At 62.2% G+C, this 18,201-nt stretch carries 16 protein-coding genes; 2 read left to right on the plus strand and 14 right to left on the minus strand.

From position 1 onward, the window contains the following. Positions 1 to 12: 12 nt before the first annotated feature. Together ACYVNQ_RS16190 and deoC are read right to left on the minus strand one after the other, a co-directional pair. The gene (locus ACYVNQ_RS16190; protein WP_460903506.1) at positions 13 to 2,421 is read right to left on the minus strand and encodes an aldehyde dehydrogenase family protein; all 2,409 of its coding nucleotides are present in this window, start codon (positions 2,419 to 2,421) and stop codon (positions 13 to 15) included. 18 nt (positions 2,422 to 2,439) lie between these two features. Next, positions 2,440 to 3,450, minus strand: a complete 1,011-nt coding sequence (gene deoC / locus ACYVNQ_RS16195) for a deoxyribose-phosphate aldolase (RefSeq protein ID WP_460903507.1) — start codon at positions 3,448 to 3,450, stop codon at positions 2,440 to 2,442. A 457-nt stretch (positions 3,451 to 3,907) separates the two neighbouring features. Here deoC and ACYVNQ_RS16200 point away from each other — a divergent pair, with 457 nt between their 5' ends. Then, positions 3,908 to 4,807 carry a fructose bisphosphate aldolase gene (locus tag ACYVNQ_RS16200; RefSeq protein ID WP_460903508.1) on the plus strand — a complete coding sequence of 300 codons (900 nt, stop codon included), beginning with the start codon at positions 3,908 to 3,910 and terminating at the stop codon, positions 4,805 to 4,807. A 108-nt stretch (positions 4,808 to 4,915) separates the two neighbouring features. Here ACYVNQ_RS16200 and ACYVNQ_RS16205 read toward each other — a convergent pair whose 3' ends face one another. Both ACYVNQ_RS16205 and ACYVNQ_RS16210 read right to left on the minus strand, forming a co-directional pair. Further along, positions 4,916 to 5,455 (minus strand): carboxymuconolactone decarboxylase family protein, encoded by a 540-nt coding sequence (locus tag ACYVNQ_RS16205; protein ID WP_460903509.1) that lies wholly within the window; start codon positions 5,453 to 5,455, stop codon positions 4,916 to 4,918. A gap of 108 nt (positions 5,456 to 5,563) precedes the next feature. Further along, positions 5,564 to 6,262, minus strand: a complete 699-nt coding sequence (locus ACYVNQ_RS16210) for a response regulator transcription factor (protein ID WP_460903510.1) — start codon at positions 6,260 to 6,262, stop codon at positions 5,564 to 5,566. Between the two features lie 401 nt (positions 6,263 to 6,663). Between ACYVNQ_RS16210 and ACYVNQ_RS16215 the strand changes: the two genes are divergently transcribed. Beyond that, the gene (locus tag ACYVNQ_RS16215) at positions 6,664 to 7,602 is read left to right on the plus strand and encodes a LysR family transcriptional regulator (RefSeq protein WP_460903511.1); all 939 of its coding nucleotides are present in this window, start codon (positions 6,664 to 6,666) and stop codon (positions 7,600 to 7,602) included. Between the two features lie 36 nt (positions 7,603 to 7,638). Here the strand turns inward: ACYVNQ_RS16215 and ACYVNQ_RS16220 are convergent, their stop codons facing one another. The 10 genes from ACYVNQ_RS16220 to ACYVNQ_RS16265 all read right to left on the minus strand — a co-directional run bounded on the left by ACYVNQ_RS16220 (position 7,639) and on the right by ACYVNQ_RS16265 (position 18,200). Beyond that, positions 7,639 to 8,649 (minus strand): D-2-hydroxyacid dehydrogenase, encoded by a 1,011-nt coding sequence (locus tag ACYVNQ_RS16220; RefSeq protein WP_460903512.1) that lies wholly within the window; start codon positions 8,647 to 8,649, stop codon positions 7,639 to 7,641. Between the two features lie 18 nt (positions 8,650 to 8,667). Then, positions 8,668 to 9,177, minus strand: coding sequence for an aromatic-ring-hydroxylating dioxygenase subunit beta (locus tag ACYVNQ_RS16225; protein ID WP_460903513.1), 510 nt, complete (start codon positions 9,175 to 9,177; stop codon positions 8,668 to 8,670). Then, complete coding sequence (locus tag ACYVNQ_RS16230; RefSeq protein WP_460903514.1) at positions 9,170 to 10,423, minus strand: Rieske 2Fe-2S domain-containing protein; 1,254 nt, start codon at positions 10,421 to 10,423, stop codon at positions 9,170 to 9,172. Before ACYVNQ_RS16230 ends, ACYVNQ_RS16225 begins: the two co-directional genes overlap by 8 nt. Then, entirely contained in the window at positions 10,420 to 11,418 is a 999-nt protein-coding gene (locus tag ACYVNQ_RS16235) for an ABC transporter substrate-binding protein (protein ID WP_460903515.1), read from the minus strand. The genes ACYVNQ_RS16230 and ACYVNQ_RS16235 overlap by 4 nt, the downstream gene beginning before the upstream one ends. Positions 11,419 to 11,547: 129 nt before the next feature. Then, positions 11,548 to 12,279 carry a GntR family transcriptional regulator gene (locus ACYVNQ_RS16240; protein ID WP_460903516.1) on the minus strand — a complete coding sequence of 244 codons (732 nt, stop codon included), beginning with the start codon at positions 12,277 to 12,279 and terminating at the stop codon, positions 11,548 to 11,550. Between the two features lie 136 nt (positions 12,280 to 12,415). Next, positions 12,416 to 13,003 (minus strand): UbiX family flavin prenyltransferase, encoded by a 588-nt coding sequence (locus ACYVNQ_RS16245; RefSeq protein WP_460903517.1) that lies wholly within the window; start codon positions 13,001 to 13,003, stop codon positions 12,416 to 12,418. Continuing rightward, positions 13,000 to 14,016 (minus strand): ABC transporter substrate-binding protein, encoded by a 1,017-nt coding sequence (locus ACYVNQ_RS16250; protein ID WP_460903518.1) that lies wholly within the window; start codon positions 14,014 to 14,016, stop codon positions 13,000 to 13,002. Before ACYVNQ_RS16250 ends, ACYVNQ_RS16245 begins: the two co-directional genes overlap by 4 nt. A 76-nt stretch (positions 14,017 to 14,092) precedes the next feature. Continuing rightward, the gene (locus tag ACYVNQ_RS16255) at positions 14,093 to 15,688 is read right to left on the minus strand and encodes a UbiD family decarboxylase (protein ID WP_460903519.1); all 1,596 of its coding nucleotides are present in this window, start codon (positions 15,686 to 15,688) and stop codon (positions 14,093 to 14,095) included. A gap of 60 nt (positions 15,689 to 15,748) precedes the next feature. Beyond that, positions 15,749 to 17,290: a class I adenylate-forming enzyme family protein gene (locus tag ACYVNQ_RS16260; protein WP_460903520.1), complete on the minus strand. Its 1,542-nt coding sequence runs from the start codon at positions 17,288 to 17,290 to the stop codon at positions 15,749 to 15,751. Then, positions 17,277 to 18,200, minus strand: a complete 924-nt coding sequence (locus ACYVNQ_RS16265; RefSeq protein WP_460903521.1) for a VOC family protein — start codon at positions 18,198 to 18,200, stop codon at positions 17,277 to 17,279. The genes ACYVNQ_RS16260 and ACYVNQ_RS16265 overlap by 14 nt, the downstream gene beginning before the upstream one ends. Position 18,201 lies beyond the last annotated feature (1 nt).

The raw sequence follows: 18,201 nt of genomic DNA on the forward strand, positions 1-18,201 counted from the left end.
TTTTCAGACGGATCAGTCGCCGTAGGGTATCCAGATATTCTTCACTTGCGTGGCCTGACGCAGCAGCGCCGGGCCTTCGCTTGCAGCATCGAACCAGTCGAACTGCCGGCCATGATCGACGAACGTGCGCTTCATGTTGCCGGTGGACAGGCGTTCGACCAGCGTCGAATCCTGCGCGGAACCGAAGCACCACAGCGCGTCGACATCGTCGTGTTTCGCAAGCGCATCGAGCAGCGCGCCACGCTCGCCGGTGACGACGTTCAGCACACCGGCCGGTACATCCGACGTTTCGGCGATCTGATAGAAATCGGTCACCGTCAGCGGGTTTGCCTCGCTCGGCAGCACCACGACGCGATTGCCCATCGCCAGCGCCGGCCCGATCAGCGAGACGAACGACAGCAGCGACGCTTCTTCCGGGCACGCAATACCGATCACACCCAGCGGCTCGTTCATCGCCAGCGCGACACCGCGCAGCGGCGGCGCATGCACCGCACCGTCGAACTTGTCGGCCCACGCGCCGTACGTAAACAGCCGCTTGACCGCTGCATCCACTTCGCGGCGTGCGTCGGATTCGCTCGCTCCGGTGCGCGCCTGCAGTTGCGCGACAAACTCCGTCGCGCGCACCGCGAGATTTTCCGCAATGTAGTACAGCACCTGCGCGCGATTGTGCGCGGTCGCACTCGACCATTTCGTCGCGCCGCGTGCCGCGGCCACCGCGTTGCGGATGTCCTTGCGATTGCCCGCACCGACTTCGCCGACCAGCGCACCGCTCGCGCCGTACACCGGCAGCGAATAGCCGCTGTCGGGACGCGCCTGCTTGCCACCGATAAACAGCTTCGGCGTACGGTCCACGCTGAACGTATCGTCGGACGTGGGCGCGGTACCGAACGCATCGTCACGCGCTTCGTTCGCGGCCGCGCGCTGCACCGTACGACGCTGCGGCAGCTTAAGCCACGCGTTCGGTTTCAGGTATTCGTAGATGCCCTCGCGTCCGCCCTCGCGTCCGTAGCCGGATTCGCGATAACCGCCGAAACCAACCGCCGCATCGAACAGATTGGTTGCGTTGACCCACACCACACCGCACGCGAGGCGCGGTGCGATATCGAGCGCGCGGCCGATGGTTTCGCTCCATACGCTTGCAGCGAGCCCATAGCGCGTATTGTTGGCGAGTTCGACGGCTTCATCGGGTGTACGGAACGTCATCGTCACCAGCACCGGGCCGAAAATTTCTTCCTGCGCGAGCGTCGATGCGGGCGCCACACCGGTCACCAGAGTCGGCGGGAAGAAACAGCCTTGCTGCGGCAATGCGGATTCGGGTGCCTGCCACACCGCGCAGCCTTCGCGGCGCCCGGCTTCGACCAGTTGCTGGATCCGCTCGAGTTGAACCGGATCGACGATCGCGCCGAGATCGATGCTCTTGTCTAGCGACGCGCCGACCCGCAGCGTCGACATGCGGCGCTTCAGCTTTTCGATAAAGCGCGCTTCGATGCCTTCCTGCACCAGCAGCCGCGAACCGGCGCAACACACCTGCCCCTGGTTGAACCAGATTGCGTCGACCACGCCTTCGACGGCGCCGTCCAGGTCCGCATCGTCGAATACGATGAACGGCGACTTGCCGCCCAGTTCGAGCGTCAGCGATTTGCCGGAGCCGGCGGTGGCCGCACGGATCAGCCGGCCGACTTCGGTCGAACCGGTGAAGGCGATCTTGTCGACGTCCGGATGCTCGACCAGCGCGGCGCCGGTACGGCCATCGCCGGTCACGACGTTCAGCACGCCCGCGGGCAAACCGGCGCGTTGCGCGAGCTCGGCGAACAGCAGCGCGGTAAGCGGCGTGTATTCGGCAGGCTTGAGTACGACGCAGTTGCCGGTAGCCAGCGCCGGCGCGATTTTCCACGACAGCATCAGCAGCGGGAAATTCCACGGCACGATCTGGCCGATCACACCAAGCGGCGTGTGATGCGCAAACTCGCTGTCCTGCAGTTGAGCCCAGCCCGCGTGATGCAGAAAATGCCGCGCCACCAGCGGAATATCGATGTCGCGCGTTTCGCGAATCGGCTTGCCGTTGTCGAGTGCTTCGAGCACCGCGAACAGACGGCTATGCCGCTGCACCATCCGCGCCAGCGCATACAGATGCCGCGCGCGCCCCGCTCCGCCCAGCGCACGCCATGCCGGCTGCGCCGCACGCGCGGCAGCCACCGCGGCGTCGACGTCGGCCGCATCGCCCTGCGCAATCTGCGCGAGCAGCTTGCCGGTGGCCGGCTCCTGCGAAGCGAAACGCTCACCCGATGCCGGTGCGCGCCACGCGCCACCAATGAAATGCCCCAGCTCCGCGTGATGCTGCGCGAGCCATGCGCGGGCAGGTTGATCGTCCTCGGGTGCGGGACCGTAATCCATCGAAGAAAAATACTCGGCTACGCTCATGAGAATCGGCCTGCCTGCTTAAGCAACGGGGTGACGGTTAAATGCGGAATAACGGCCGCTCGTGTAATGCTCGAGCTGGCGTTCGATGTCGGCGAGCAGGCTCGACGCGCCGATCCGGAACAGTTCCGGCTCGAGCCACGGGCGTCCGAGCTCTTCCTTCATCAGAATCTGGTACGACAGTACAGTCTTCGCGTTCGATACGCCGCCGGCCGGCTTGAAGCCAATCAGGATGCCGGTGCGCGCGTGATATTCGCGGATCATCCGCACCATCACGAGCGACACGTCGAGCGTCGCATTGGTGCCTTCCTTGCCGGTGGACGTCTTGATGAAATCGGCGCCCGCCATCATGCACACCATCGATGCACGCGCCACGTTCGACAGCGTGCGGATATCGCCGGTGGCGAGAATCGCTTTCAGATGGGCCGGCCCGCAGGCGGCGCGAAACTCGCGCACTTCGTCATACAGTGCGCGCCAGTTGCCGGTGAGCACGTATTCGCGCGTGACGACGATATCGATTTCTTCCGCGCCATCCGCCACCGAAGCCTCGATCTCTTTCAGCTTCAGTTCGTGCGGAATCAAACCTGCGGGAAAACCGGTCGACACCGCGGCCACCGGAATGCCGCTACCGCGCAGCGCATCGACCGCAGCACCGACGAAGCGGTGATACACGCAGACCGCGCCGGTCGTGATGCTGTTGGGCGCCACACCCAGTTCCGCGAGCAGGTCCGAGCGCACCGGCTGACGCGCTTTCGCGCACAGGCGCCGCACGCGGCCCTCGGTATCGTCGCCGCTTAACGTGGTCAGATCGATACAGGTGATCGCTTTGAGCAGCCACGCGGCCTGCGCATCTTTCTTGACGGTGCGGCGCGTGCCGAGCGTCGCCGTGCGCCGCTCGACTGCCGACTGATTGACCCGCAGCCCGTCGAGCCAGCCGGCATCGAACGGCACGCCCGGGTTGCGCGTGGGATGGATGATCGGGCCGCGCCGCAGCGCAACGACCGACGTAGACAAAGTAGAAGCTTCAGGCATGAGACGTCCCGCAATTTTGTGCAATGCACAGCAACGGCTGATGGGTTGTTCGCAGTTAATGTACTCGAATGATAGGATCGTAACAAGTGTCGTTATGTTGATTCCACGCCCGATCGCGCCGCAATGCTTCTTGTCACGACGCACAGCCAAGCTGGGTAAGGCTTTCACCCACACTGAAAACGTTCTCGGGGTTTTCACCTAACGTGATTTTCAATGTTGCGCACTGTGCGCCAGGGCGCGGCACGCGCGTTGCTTGCGCTGTCTAATTCGTGCTCTGGGTTATGTGAAAAGCGCGCCTCCCGGAGGGGCGCCCACCCTACGCTGCGATTTTTTTACCGGCCTGTTTTAATTAGTGTGAAGGTCATTGCCATTACACTTGCCGGATGCAAAATGGAAAGGCCCATTCGGGTGCGCCTGGCTACAAAAGTCTGATTGGATTTTGAACGGAGAGACGCTCATGGCTAACGACAAGATGCTTGCGCAGATGCAGGACAAACCGGGGTTTATTGCCGCACTCGATCAGAGCGGCGGTTCGACGCCCGGCGCGTTAAAACAGTACGGCATTCCCGAAGACGCGTATCAAGGCAACGAAGCCGAGATGTTCAGGCTGATGCACGAAATGCGCAGCCGCATCATTACGTCGCCTGCCTTCACCGGCGACAAGGTGATCGGCGCGATCCTGTTCGAGCAGACGATGGACGGCCTCGTGAAAGGCAAACCGGTGCCGTCGTTCCTATGGGACGATTGCGGCGTAGTGCCGTTCCTGAAGGTCGATAAAGGCATTCACGAAGAAGCCGACGGCGTGCGGCTACTCAAGCCGATGCCCGGCCTCGACGCACTGCTCGAGCGCGCGGCGAAGCTTGGCGTGTTCGGCACGAAGATGCGTTCGGTGATCAATCTGCCTTCGCAGGCCGGCATTGCCGCAATCGCCAGACAGCAATTCGAGTTCGGCGCGCAGATCATCGCGCATGGGCTGGTGCCGATTCTCGAACCCGAAGTGCTGATCAAGAGCCCGGACAAGGCGGGTGCGGAAAAAATCCTGCTGGCCGAACTGCACAAGGGCCTGAATGCGCTGCCGGAATCGAGCAACGTGATGCTCAAGCTGACGCTGCCTGAACATGCGGATTTCTATCGTCCGCTGATCGAGCACCCGCGCGTCGTGCGGGTGGTCGCGCTATCGGGCGGTTATTCGCTCGACGAGGCATGCGATCGCCTTGCCGCGAACCACGGCCTGATCGCAAGCTTCTCGCGTGCGCTGATCAACGATCTGAAGAAAAACATGAGCGACAGCGAATTCGATGCGACGCTGGGCAAGGTGGTCGATCGGATTTATCAGGCGTCGGTGGTCAAGAACTGATTGGGATCTGTGCCGCGGCGATCATCGGGTTCGCCCGCTAACGAAAAACGGAGCCGCATGGCTCCGTTTTTTTTGCGCTGCAGTTGTGCTGCGCGGGCACTCCGATGCTTAACGCGGCAGCGGCGGCGCAGCCGGAAAATCCACCGGCACGTGCGTGGCGCCGTGCAGATAGTTGGTGACGACCTTGTCGCCGATCGCGACGATCACGTCGACCAGGTTGCCCTTGGTCCAGCCCGCCGCCAGAAACGCGTCGATCAGCGCCTCGTCCGGATGGCCTTTCTTGACAGTCGTGTCGTGCACAAGGCGCGCCAGCGCATCGAGCTTCGGGTCGAAGCTTGCTTTGCCGCTGCGGATTTCCAGAATCTGCGCATCCGTGAAGCCGACCTTCTTGCCGATCATCGTATGGGCAGCCAGGCAGTACTCGCATTGGTTCACTTCGCTGACCGCGAGGTTCACCACTTCGCGTGCCTTGCCGGTAATGCTGCTCTTCGCATTCTGCAGCGCGAGGTAGCTGCCGAGCGCGTGCTCCGAGTACGCGAAGGTCGCGTACAGGTTCGGCACGACGCCTAGCGCGCCTTTCAGCTGGTCGAAAATGGCCTGATTCGCAGGAGAAACTTCGTCACGGGTCGGAACGGTAATCGTGGTCATGGCGAACGGGGTCTCGAAGGAAAGAGAGAATGATCTTCGATGCTTTTTCAAGCGTCGCCTTGCGCATTCGCACGGCCATTGAGGTTTCGAACGATGTCCGCGCGTCGCTTAAAAACCCCCGACCTTGCGCGACGCTGCCCGGTAGCACAAGCCATCTTCCGTGTCCTTCAAGCCGAGCGCGCCACCCATCAAGACGAAATCGACCAGCGTTTTCGCGGCCATTTTCTTCACCGCCTGATTGCGGTGAAACTTCGTCGTGTTCTCGCTGAGGTTCATCACCGATGCAATCTGCCGGTTGCGCAAGCCATTGACGACGAACGCCATCACTTCGCGCTCGCGCGGTGTCAGCAAATCGTAACGGCGGCGCAGATCGGCAATCGTGCGGTCCGCCGCGCGGCGCTCCTCGTCCGCGGCGAGTGCCTGCGTGACCGCGTCCAGCATGTCCTGGTCGCGAAACGGTTTCGCAAGGAAGTCCCATGCGCCTGCCTTCATCGCCCGCACCGACATCTCGACGTCGCCATGCGCAGTGATGAATACGATGGGTATCCGGATTTGCGCTGCCGCGATCTGTTCCTGCACGGCCAGCCCGCTCTGCCCTTTCAGGCGTACGTCGAGAATCAGGCAGGCGGGCAGATCCGGCAGCGGATATGCAAAGAATTCCTGAGCATTCGAAAAGGTTTCAACGCTGACGCCGACCGAACGCAGCAACGCATTCAAGGCTTCGCGCATCGCCGGATCATCGTCGATCACATAGACGATCGCATCGTCGGCGCGCTGCGTCGCATACGCAGCGGCTTCACTGTGCATCGGTGCCTCCGCGCATAGCATTGCACCACGGGCCGCACCGCACGTCAGATGCGTAAGAAATGACAGCTATCACGTTGAACATGCCCCGGTCTCATCACAGTTGTGACTGGAATTCAAAGAAAGCAGTCTGGTCGAATCGAAGCAGGCGATAACGCCGCATTGCGAACCGCACGTGCAACGCACCCTATCAAGGTTTACGTGAAATGTTGGCACGTTTTGCGCGAAAAGGTGGGTATGGAATAGTGCTCACTACTGTCATGAATCCACAAGGGTTTTTCGCTGTGTACGTACACCGTAGAATCGCGCATCGCAACGGTGGCGGCGTGCGGCTTTGCAGCGCATCGGCTGGCGGCTCTTGCTTCACGCATCTGCGCCGTTTTCTTCGATCGATTGAGGCTCAGATGGATTTGTCTGCCGTTGAGGCGTTCGTACGCGCCGCGGAATCTCGCAGCTTCACCGAAGCGGCCAAGCAGATGGGCTTGACCGCTTCGGGTGTCAGCAAAGCCGTGACGCGGCTCGAATCGCAAACCGGCGTCGCACTGCTGCATCGCTCGACGCGCAGCGTCGGGCTTACGGCCGAGGGAGCGATTTTCTTCGAGCGTTGCCGTGCCATCCTGATCGAACTGCGCGACGCAGAAGCCGCGTTGTTGCAGGCCGCGCAGGTGCCTTCAGGCAAGCTGAGGATCACGGCGCCAGTCACCTTCGGGCGCACGGTGCTGATGCCGGCACTCGCGCAGTTTCGCCGGCTGCACCCAGACGTGACGATCGAAACAAGCCTTTCGGACGGCATTCAGGACATCATCGAGCAGGGCTTCGATATCGCGATCAGGATCGGCGATGTGCCGTCGAACCGGCTGATTGCGCGCGAACTGGGCACCGCTTTCTGGGTGGCCTGTGCGAGCCCGGCTTACCTCGATCAGCACGGCCGGCCGCAAACGCCGGAAGATCTGGCGGGTCACACTTGCGTCGCTCATATCTCGGCGCAAACGCGGCGCTGCCGCGACTGGTACTTCATGTCGGCAAGCCGTGACTGGACCGTGCGGGTCGGCGATACGGCGCGCCAGATGATCGATCATTGCGATGCGCTGATCGATGCGGCGCTGGCCGGTTCAGGAATCGTCTACGTGCACACCTATGCGGTGGCAGACCATCTGCGCGCGGGGACGCTCGAACAGGTACTGAAGAACTACAGCACGCCCCGCCGCAATATCGAAGCGGTTTATCCGTCGCTGCGGCAACTATCGCCGAAAGTCAGGGCGTTTCTGGAATTCGTGGTCGACACGATGAACGGGTCGCGCACCCGCTATGCGGTGTGCCAGGATGTGGATCTTGCGCTATAGCCGACATCGCGCGATACGCCGCGCCGGCTTGCCGGTTCAATAACCGCGCTCGCGCTCGACCACGTTGAGCAGTGGTTCCGCGCGCAACCATCGTGCGAAGTTGCCGAACCATAGTTCAAGCACGCGCTGGTTGTAATCGGGCGCGTCGCACGAAATGTGCGGCGTGACGATCAGGCCGGGCACGTCCCACGCCGGGCTGTGCGCCGGCAGCGGTTCGGGCTCGAACACGTCGAGTACCGCGCCGCCGCACGTGCCGCTGCGCAAGCGCTCGAACAGCGCGTCGTAGTCGATCAGCGCCGCGCGCGACAGATTGACCACGGCCGCACCGGGGCGCATCGCCGCAAGCCGGTCTGCGCACAGCAGATTGCGCGTAGCGGGTGTCAACGGTGCGGTGACGATCACGAAATCGGCTTGCGGCAACCAGTCGTCGAGTGCGGCGATCGGTGCGAGCGTGTCCACGAGACCTGCGATATCCGGCTGCGCGCGGCCGCTGCGATTCAACGCGATCACCCGCAAGCCGAGCGAATGCGCGGCACGCGCGGCCGCACCGCCGATGTCGCCCAGGCCGATCAGCAACGCCGTCTTGCCGCGAATTGGCGCAGTCAAACGCGCGTCCCAGCGATGCTCGCGCTGTGCGTGCAACACCGCCGGTAGTTGCGCGTTCAACATCAGCAGGGCCATCTGTACGAATTCGCCGGCCTTGTCGACATGAATGCCACTGCTGTTAGTCAGGATCAGATCGGCACGGAACTGCGACAGCGGCAACAACTGGTCCACTCCGGCGCCGGTGGTGTGAATCCATCGCAAGCGTGGCGCGTCGTTGACCGCCTCACTCGGAAAGCGCGATGCGAGCAGAAAGTCGATGTCATCGAGCGGCGCTGCGAAGCGCTCGCCGTCCCAGCCGAACGATAGGTCGAGCGAGGCCGCGAGTTCGGCATGCCGTGCGGCGGCTTCTCGCCACACGGCCTCGGTCAGATGAAAAGCCGGCACCTGGCCGCGCCGGCTTTCGAGGTGCAAGCGGTAACGACGCGCGGGCGGCGTAGGCATTTTATCGGTGCTCCATCGTCATAGCGGCAACGCGACCAGCGTGTCGTAGCGGCATGAATCCGTGACCACGGTACGCTCGCGCAACAGCGCGCGGCTGCCTTCGATCATGACCGCATCGACGTAACGCCCGGCACTGAACACAACCATCTCGCCTTCATAACCGGTGCGCACGATCATATAGCTCGTCTCGCAGCGAATCACACCGTCTTCGTCGACGCCGACGATCTCGGTCGGCGATATCACATGCCGGTAGACGTGCGGCTCGAACACGTTCACCGAGCGGATCGAACTGACGCGGTCGAGCAACATGCCACGCGTGTTGCAGAACCAGATGCCGAAATCGCGGCCCGCTTCGAAATCCGCGCGCGTCAGGATCCGATACGTGCAGTCATCGGTAAAGAAACCAGGCCATTGTTCGAGGTCGCCATTGTCGATCGCGCTGCAGTAATGCGCATTCATGCGGCCGATGCACGCAGTGGCGTGCACGCCGACTTCGATTTCGGCATAACGCGTGGTCGTACTAGACATGCATCAACTCCCGATAAAACTTCCAGAAGCCGCGCACCGAGGTCTCCGTCGCGCGGGTCGCCATCGGGCCGGTGCCCTTGCCGCCCATTTCGATCACGGCGGTATCGTCGAGGTCGCCGCGAATGCCCTTTTCGACGAATGCGCCGATCGTGCCGTCTTCCATCGACACGTACCCTGCCGGGCCGACCAGGTTGCTTTGTTTGCGGCGAATCAGTGTCTGCTCCGGCGTGTCTTCCTCGAAACCGAGCACGGTCCAGATCAGTTCGCAGCGATCCACGCCGAGCGGCACCACTTGCCGCACGCCAAGCGAATTCATGATCTGATGCAACACGAAGCCCGGGAAAATGCTTTGAATTGCGTTGGTGATCTGATCCGGGTACTCCATCCATTGATCGATCAGCGATGGGTCCTTCAAACCGAAGTCGTCGCGCATCGCGCGGATGATGCCGGAGTCGTACACCGCATCGCCTGCATCGGTAAAGCGCTTGGTGAAGGTGATGTGATGACGGCTGTCTGCGTCCTGTAGCGTGCCGCCTTCCGCGGAAAGGCGGTTGATCTTGAAGGTCGAGAAAAACGCATGCAGCAGACTTGGGTGATAGTTGTCGCGGCTGTTTTCGACGTACAGCTTCCAGTTGTTATGCATCACCTGGCTGTAGCGGCCGAGAATCTTCACCTTGCCGTAGAGCGTCCGCTCGATGTGCGCAACCATCACAGGGCCCAGATAGTCGACCAGCTCCGGTGTTTCATCCGAAAACGTACCGAACACGAGGCCGCGAATGCTGGCCACACGCAGCGTGGTCAGGCGGAATTTGCTCTTGTCGAAGTCTTCCGGCATGCCGCCCTTGCCCTGCACGCCTTTTTCGAATGCCACGCTGGTCAGTTCGCCTTCGAAGTTGTAGACCCAGTTGTGGTACGGGCAAACCAGATTCGGCCGCTGACGGTGCCCGTGCGCCTCATAACAAAGCACCGAGCCCTTGTGCACACATTTGTTGACCAGCGCGCGAATCCCGCCATCCTGATGCCGTACGACGATCACCGACGTATGGCCGACCTTGGTCGTCACATAATCGCCCGGATTCGCAATCTCGCTGTCCAGGCACAGGAAGCTCCATGTCGGGCCGCGAAATATCGCGTCCTGCTCGCGCTCGTAGAGTGCCGCATCGGCAAACACGCGCAGCGGCACGCGCGTGATGCCTTCGGCGGGCCATTCGATCCGCCTCGCCGGCGGCGCTATCGTACTGTTCATTTCGTTTTCTCCGCTTCAAGAAAAGGCTTCGGGTCGAACAGCTGCGCCGGAAGATCGCCCTTCAGCGTGCCCGCTGCCTTGAATACGTCGAACGTGCGCTTTAGCGTTGCGATGTCGTCCGGTCCCATCGCGACGGTATTCATGCTGGCCCAGTGGTTACCGTAAAAGCGCGCGCCTTCATCGCTGATATTCGCGGTTTGCTTGAGTGCGGCGATCACCGCATCAGGATGGGTCGAGCCGAACTGAACGGCTGCGCGCATTGCCGCGAGCACTTTGACCGCGTCGGCCGGGTTGGCCTGCAGCCACTCGCTGCGCATCACCGCCACACCGATATAAGGCGGCGCCGACGATTTCGTCATTTGCTTCCACTGGTCCGACAGCGTGCCGAGCACGCGAATCTTGTTTGCGTTGTCGGACACCTGCGCCACGGTGGTCGGACGAATCACCGCTGCATCGACGTTCTTTTGCAGCAGAAACTGCGCAAGCCGCGGCTCGTCGCCGGCTATCAGCCGATAGTCCGCCAGCTTCAGCCCGTAGTTGCCGTCGAGCACCGCGGTGCCGACACCGGTCGTGCCGCTGCCGAGCGGCGACATGCCGATCTTCTTGCCGCGCAGTTCGCCCGGATTGCGCACCGGCGAATCGGCCAGCACGACCAGCTCCGCATCGACCAGCTGCGTCGCCGCGACGATCCGCACCGGCACGCCCTGCTGGCTCAAGCTGAACGCACCGGCGAGACTCGCGCCGAACGCGAGATCGATCGCATTCGATGCCAGTGCGGTAGTCGGACCGTTGACGTCCGGGAAACGCATGAACTTCACCTGCAGGCCCTGCTTTTCGAAAAACTTCTGCGCTTCGAGCAGCGCGCCGAAACCGAGGCTGATACCGCTCGTCCAGTAGCCGACCCGCAATTCGGCCGCACCTGTATAACCTGCGCTAAACGCCGTGAATACCAGCGCCACAAAAAGCTGCGAGAGAAGACCGATTGTTTTCATCATGCAATGCGCGTTACGCCGCGCTTTGCGCGGCATGCGTGGGACCACCTCGAAGCGAGGACCGGGATGTTGCGGTACTGCGGTACGAGTGCGCGTCGTGTTGCGCGCTTATTTACCCGCTTGTTTGCGCGCTCATTTGCCCACCGCCAGCAGCGGCGCATGCTCGAAATCCTGCTTCATGCTGCGCAATACGCGCTCCATCGTCATGTCGCGAAAGCGCTCGATGTGCCGGCGCGCGATGCGCGCGGCCGTCTTGCCGTCGCCGGCGCCGAGCGCTTCGGCCAGCAGTTTGTGATCACCGGCAATTTGCGGGCTATCGTCTTCATCGGCAAAGCCAAGTGCAACGAGACGCGCCATATCGTCGAACAGATCCGAGATGCTGCGCACCAGACGATCGTTGCCGGAAGCCATCGCAATCTGCAGATGGAACGCGCGGTTGCCTTCCAGAAAGAAGCCGATCTGGTTGCCGTGATTCTGCGAAGCATTGTTGCCGCGTGCCGCCTTGTCGATGCGCATCAGCGCGCGCGTATCGACGTTGCCGGCCGCGAGCCGCGCCGCCTCCGGCTCGAGAATCAGCCGCAGCGCGAATACTTCTTCGACATCCTTCAGCGTAATCGGCACCACCACGTAGCCATGCCGCGGCACGGAACGCACCAGACCGTCGTGCGTCAGACGTGCAAGCGCGAGACGGCAGGTCGACTTGCCGACGCCGTAATGCTCCATCAGCTCCGCCTCGGTCAGCATGCTGCCAGGCTGCAGCGTGCACGACAGAATGGCCTGGCGAATCGCAAGATAGGTGGATTCGCCCAGTAGCATGCTTTCACCCGACGACGCCTTGTTCCCGGCGATGATTTTTGCCCGCATATCGACCTCCTTGCACTACCCCGTGGTGTATCGGCTTATTGTGCTTACGCGGTGCGGTGGGCACCTCACAGCAACCCTGAAACCCATTCTAGGAGATGCATATTTCCAAGTAAACAGAGGTCAAAATAACGTTGGCTCAACCAACCGTTCCTTGCCAGCGGCGCACCGTGCGCGCGTCCAGGTCGAACAGATCCAGCACCCTGCCCAGCGTGTGATCGACCATCTGCTCGAGCGTCGCCGGCTGCGCATAAAACGCAGGGACGGGTGGGTAGACGATCGCACCTGCATCGGTTACTGCAGCCAGGCTGCGGATGTGCCCGGCATGCAGCGGTGTTTCGCGCACCATCAGCACGAGGCGCCGGCGTTCTTTCAGCATCACGTCCGCGGCGCGCGACAGCAGCGAACTGGTGCAGCCCGTGGCGACTTCCGACAGCGTCTTGATCGAGCACGGTGCAACGATCATGCCGTCGACCCGGAATGACCCGCTCGAGATCGCCGCGCCGATGTCGGCGTTCGGATAGTGCACGTCGGCGAGCGCCTTCAGGTCCGCCAGCTGCATATTCATTTCCTGCGTCAGCGTGATCTGCGCGGAGCGGCTGACGACCAGATGCGACTCCACGTCGAGCGCGCGCAGCAAATGCAGCAGCCGCACGCCATAGATCGCGCCGGATGCGCCGCTGATGCCCACCACGATGCGGCGTCGCGTGTGATCCGTTGCGTTCATGGCTTCTGGCTTGCCAGAATCTTTTTCGCCGCGTCGTACGGTCCGCTCACGAACACGTCGGGCGGCAAGGTACCCTTGATCGCGCCGCTTGCCGCGAAGATCTGTTGCTCACGCTTTAACGTGTCGATATCTGTCGGCTCGAACGACACCGTATTCAGCTCCGCCCAATGCGCGGCGTAGACCTGCGCGTCGCCGGCCGGCAGATTCGCAACTTTCTGCAAGGTCGCTGCAACCTGATCGGGGTGCGCACTGCCCCACGCAATGGCGTTATGAATCGCGACAATCAGTTTCGCCACCGTCTGCGGGTCCTGCTGGATCAGTTCGGTACGTACCGCACCCACGCCCAGATAAGGCATCGCATCGGACTTCGTCATCTTGTGCCATTCGTCGACCAGCGTGCCGAGGCGTCTTGTCTTCACCTCGGTCAACTGCGCAACCGTGACCGAACGCAGCGCGGCGGCATCCACTTGCTGCTGCATCAGAAACTGCGCGAGGCGCGCTTCATTGCCGGGCACCAGCGAATAGTCGGCCGCGGTGAAGCCGTAGTTCGCGTGCATGACGGCTGCCGTCATCAACGCCACCGAGCTGCCCGCCGGCGACATGCCGATCTTCTTGCCGCGCAGCGCACCAAGCGAAGTGACCGTTGACGTAGCCGGTGTGACGAAGGTCACATCGGCCGGCGCCGTCGCGCCGAAAATCTTCACCGGCACACCGCTAGCCGCAATGCTGAACGCACTCGCCGCAGGCACGCTGAAACTAATATCGATCACATTTGCCGCAAGCCCGCTGGCGGGCGCATTGATTTCGGAGAAGTGCACGAAGCGCACGTCGTCGATGCCGGCTTTCTTTAGAAAGTCGCCGGTTTCCAGCACGGCGCCGAGCCCGAGGCTCACACCGCTCGTCCAATAGCCAATGCGTAACGGCGCCGCGTGCGCCACATGCGCCGTCAGCGCAACCAGTGAAACCGCAGCCGCCATCAGCCGATGTGCAACTCGCCGTTTGAATCGCAACATATTGGTTCGTCTCTGCTTGAGTAAAGCGCCGCGCGTGCGCGGCGCATTTCGGAACGCTCTACGAGCGGCCTGACGACTAGCGTGTCGATGGCAGTACCGCGTCGAAACGCGAACCGCGTACGCACAGTTTGCCTTCCGCGGTTTTCCACAGCTGCTCGCGTTCGTGCAGCACGCCCAGCGCACGCGCCAGCGTCTGGAAATCGTACTTCGCGAGGCGTTCGGCAAGCGCTGTGTAATACAGCGGCTCGACACCGATCAGTTCGAGCGCATCGCGCGCGGCGGCTTCGATCTCGCCCGCGCCGGACACCGCGACTTCATCCGCCTTGCCGGCCACGTAGTCCGCGATCTTTGCGGTATCCGCGTACGCATACGAGATGCGCTCATAACGTTCGTGCGGAATGCCTTCGGAAATCGTCGCGTCGATACCGACCTTCGCGCCAGTCGGCACGCGCCCGTGCGGCATCACCGGCAGACTCGGATCGAGCGGTTTGGCGCGTGCGCCGGGAATCACGATCAGATCGCGGTCACCCTGTACACGCGTTGCGATTGCCCATTCGACCTGCTCGCCGTTGAACACGTCGATATCGTCGTCGACCACCACCACGTGCTTCAGATCCATTACGGATAGCGCGGCCAGCAACGCGTTTTTGCCTTCGCCGGCCTGCTTCCTGATCGAAATCACCGCGTGCCAGAATGCGCGGCCGCCGAGCGTTACGTTGATGTCTTTCACCTGCACGCCGGCTGTGCGCAGCGCGCTGCGAATCGCCTGATAGCGGGTCGGCGCGGCAAGCCAGGTGTTTTCCCACGGCATATGCAGCGAGTAGTACATCGCATCGCGCCGGTGCAGGATCGCCTTGATGCGCACGTTCGGGTTCCAGTGCAGGCCGCCCATCAACGCAGTAAATTCACCGAAACGCCCTTCTGGTTGCGTCCATCCGGTCGGCAGAATTTCTGCTTCGATGACGATTTCCGAATCCGCGACATACGGCAAGTCGATCGTTTCACAAGGCGCGAGTTCGACTGGTTCGCCGCGAATACCGCCCGCGATCGCCATTTCGTCGACGCCGATCGGTGCACGGTAGCCGGCGCCCATGATCTCCACCGGGTGATTGCCGATCGAAATCGAAATCGGCAGCGGCCGTCCCAGTTCATACGCGCGCTGCGCGAACATGCGCATATTGTTCGGCGTGACGATGTCGATGCCGGTCAGCGCTTTTTCTTTCACCATGAAGCGGTAGATGCCGCTATTCAGGCCATATTCCGGATCGCGCGAAATCACGATGCCGGCGGTGATCATCGGGCCGCCGTCGTAGATCGACGACATCGGAATCGGCAGGCGGAACAGATCGACGTCGTCGCCCTTGTAGATCACTTCTTTTGTCGCAGACGTCGCGACGTATTTCGGCGGAATCGGATTCTGGATGCCGTGTGCCAGCATCTTTTCGATTTCACCGTAGCTTTCGCAGCCCATCGACATCATCGCGCGCTTCTGCGTGCGGATAATGCCCGACAGCAGCGGCATGTCGTAGCCGATCACGTTATGAAACAGCAATGCCTTGTCGCTTTGATCGACAAGCGTACCGACGTGCCGGATATCGACCGGCTGGCGAATGTCGATCAGTTCCTGTGCGGTACGCAGCCGCTCAAGAAACTCGCGAAAGTTCTCTTTCATGCTGGACTCCTGGATAGGTGATGGCCGGGCTGGGCCAAGCCGGTTCGCAACGCGCATGCATCACGCGGCGCCGGTTGCCGGCAATTCGCTTTGTGCGGTCTTCTTCAGCACCGCACGGTCGATCTTGTTAGTGGACGCGAGCGGCAATGCATCGACGAACCAGACCCGACGCGGATGCTGGTAGGCCGGCGCATGCGCAAGCGCATACTGCTTGACGTCTTCCTCCGTGAGCGTGGCGCCCGAGCGGCGCACCACGAACGCCACCGGCTTGGTGCCCTTGATGTCGTCGTCGACCGGCACGACGCAGGCCTGCGCGATATCCGGATTCGTTTCGAGCACGCGCTCCACTTCGCCCGGGAAGATGTTTTCGCCGCCGGAAACGAACATGTCGTCCGCGCGGCCGACGAAGGTGTAAAAGCCCTGCTCGTCGCGGTGAAACACGTCGCCCGTGATGTAGAAGCCGTCGGCGGTGATCGGCACCGGCAGATCCTTGCGGTTGTGGTAACCGAGCATCACCGCCGGGCTCTTTACCGCGAGCACGCCGGTTGCGGTACCGTTGCCATCGTCGGAGGCGTCGAGCAATTGCACCTGCACTTCGCGATGCGGATAGCCCACCGACAAAGGCGGCGGCTCGATTCCCTGCGGATGTGGGCCGAATACGATCGGGCCGCCTTCCGTGGTGCCGTACACGTTCGTCACTTTCGCGTTCGGCAACACCTGGCCGATCTGTTCGAGCAGACTCTCGCCGACCGGCGCAGAACCCATACGGATAAAGCGCACCGACGACAGATTCGTGCGTGCCAGCAGATCTTTTTCGCGCAGCATCATCGCGATCATCGGTGGCACCGACGTGAGCCATGTCACGTTGTAGCGCTCGATTGCGCTGATATAGGTGCGCGCCTTGAACTGCGGCAGCAGCACCACCGTGCCGTGCCCGTAGAGCGACATCAGTACCAGCGTCAATGCGTTCATGTGATACATCGGCGCCGCGACCAGAAAGCGGTGTGCCTCGGGCGGTTGCGCGGCCGCACGCGTATGCGCAACCCATAGGTGGCTTTCGTGCGACAGCATCACGCCCTTCGGCTTGCCGGTCGAACCGGACGTGTACAGAAACATCGCAGGCGTGCCGGATTCCGGCATCACCGTTTCAAACGGTCCCGGATCGACGAACGACGTGAAGCTATTTTCGCCATCGCCGTCAAAAACGACAGTCGGCAGATCCGCTGGGCAATCGGCTAGCCGGGCCGCATCGCAAAACACCAGTTGCGCGCCGCTGTCGCGGATCACAAAGGTCGACAGCGCCGGCGGAAAGCGAAAGTTGACCGGCGTCGCGACCAGTCCGGCACGCATGATGCCGAGCAGCGCTGCAACATATTCCGCGCAGTTGGCGGCCAGAATCGCTACCCGCTGGCCCTTTTCAAGGTCGCGGCTCAACAACGCACGCGCCACACCATCGGCGAGCGCGTCGAGCTCGCCATAGGTCATACGCGTGTCGCGCCAGCCTTCCTCCGCTTCGTCCCGGTCCCCGATTGCGATCAGCGCGAGCTTGTGCGGATCGCGCGTCACATCGATCAGGTCGCCGAGATTCTCACGAGTGTGCATGTTCGACAGTTCCGATAAATTCGATCAAGGTGTTCAATGAATTCAGCAGCACGGCAACGGACTGCTGGCCGGACGTGCTGGTTGTGTCCGCAACCGTCATCGCGCAATCCTGCTGCGTGGCGAGCGCGGCAAGGCGTGTGCGGATCGGCGCGAGGTCGGCGACTTCTACGGTGAGCGCGCCGAAGTAGCTGTCGCGGTCGGCGGCGTTGCATGCGAGCGGGCCGTAGTGGGCGCGGTATTGGGCTTCCGTTGCGAACGACAGGGTGAAGCCGTGCATGCGTAGCGTGGCACCCGTTGTTGCACTGTTGCCATGCGGCGCCGGCACGACCTCGCCTTGCCCGGCGGTCAGCGCATAGCGCTGTGCTTCCGCCAGCGGGTTCGCACTGACTACCGTCAATTCCGTCAATGCTCGTGCGCCGTTCGGATGGTGGGTCCATTCGTCGCGAAACACCCATTGCGGCGTCAGATGCTCGCAAAAATAGACCCGCCCGGCCGGCAATTCACCAGGCGTGAGACGCGTCGTCGCAAACCTCGCCAGCTGCTCGCTGCCGTCTATCTGCACCGGGCGCGAAAACGTCTGCGGCTCCGAGGCGTCGATGCCAGCTAACCGCAACCTCGCGTACGTCGCCTGCGCATCGCCGCTGCTAAACACGAGACCATCGATGCCAAGCCGGCTTTCGAGGATCTCGCGTCGCACCGTGGTCGCGCCCACCGGCAAGCCGACCAGCTCCAGATAGTGGTCGCCGAACATCATCAGGTGATTGACTGAGCCGAGCGAGTGATACCCGCGCGGCGTCAGCGCAAAACCGAGCGCCGCAAAACAGGCCGCCGCGGCATCGGTTTCGAACATCGCATTGACGACGACGTGGTCCAGCATCTGGCCCGTAGCAACAGTCGCGCTTTGCGTCATG

The organism is Paraburkholderia jirisanensis (assembly GCF_054782355.1).